The following is a 1,046-nucleotide window of genomic DNA, read 5'->3' as shown; positions in this document are numbered from 1 at the left end:
AGAGTCAGGCAGCGATAAGATCGCACTAAGAGAGCCTCTATATGTGTTTGCTGTAAACGATGATTTGACAGCTAAATGACAGACGAAGTAGATGAATTTGTTGATTGATTTTAATTTGACTGCAAGAGCAGTCAAATAAGTTAAGCTCGCCTATTGACTGGCGGGAGGCTCATATGTGTTACACGTTGCTCACTACTGAAAGACATTACCTTTACCAGCTTGTGCCGAAATTTCACCGTATTGAAGGTGACCATTACGTAAAGTGTAGGGAAGCAGAACAACGATAGAATAACCCGACTCATGATCCAGCTCTATGGCCAGTGCATCTGAAGGCTCACCATTGGCTAATTGAACCCTAACGTCGTAAACGAGGGCTGTAGCTTTGTATTCCCTATTCTTAGCGGCCGTATGAAATGCCTTTTGAAGCATCTCTATGACCTCTAAGGATGGAGGATGCTCGTCACCATCATAGGCTGCGACACTTACAATTTTTCCATCAGGAGTCATTGCACCACCATAAGGAAAGAATTCACCATGCTCGGATAATAGTTTTTCTGCCAGCGGCAAAACTGCATCCATTAACTCTTGAGACTCCTCTTTACCTTCTTGCACAGTTCCTCCTAAACAAAATCCTGAAAATACCAATAATATTGTTGCGATGATTCGTTTAATCATGACGTATAACGCCCGCATTTGCGGCTGGTTTGGAGCGCAGCGGAAAACCAGTCCGATAACATGCGCTTGATACTCATTGAGCCTCCTCCCTAGCAAGCCGCATCAGCGGTATGCTTAAGGTGACTAAACTAACAGGAGAAAGCTCAATGAGATTTTATAATAACTCACATCCATACTACTGTGGTATCGATTTACATGCACGCTTACTTTATGTCTGCATCATTGATTCTAAAGGGGAAGTTGTTTTTCATAAAAAGATAGGTGCCAGCAAAGATGACTTATTACTCATACTAGAACCCTATATCGGCAATGTGATTGTCGGCGTTGAGTGCATGCATTGCTGGTATTGGGTGTCAGATTGGTGTGCTGAA

1 protein-coding gene and 1 pseudogene are annotated in these 1,046 nt (G+C 42.9%); one reads left to right on the top strand and one right to left on the bottom strand.

What is annotated here, in order from left to right; all coding sequences use genetic code 11:
* Positions 1 to 192: 192 nt before the first annotated feature.
* Positions 193 to 612, bottom strand: a complete 420-nt coding sequence (locus tag H5125_RS21660; protein ID WP_220487395.1) for a hypothetical protein — start codon at positions 610 to 612, stop codon at positions 193 to 195.
* A gap of 209 nt (positions 613 to 821) precedes the next feature.
* On the opposite strand from H5125_RS21660, the pseudogene H5125_RS21655 reads away from it, so the two are divergent.
* A pseudogene (locus H5125_RS21655) lies at positions 822 to 1,046 on the top strand (IS110 family transposase); the annotation flags it as partial.

The organism is Shewanella sp. SR44-4, from assembly GCF_014163715.1.
GTDB lineage: Bacteria > Pseudomonadota > Gammaproteobacteria > Enterobacterales > Shewanellaceae > Shewanella.
The sequence above is the reverse complement of the archived record's forward strand: the minus strand, read 5'-3'. Positions and strand labels throughout refer to the sequence as shown.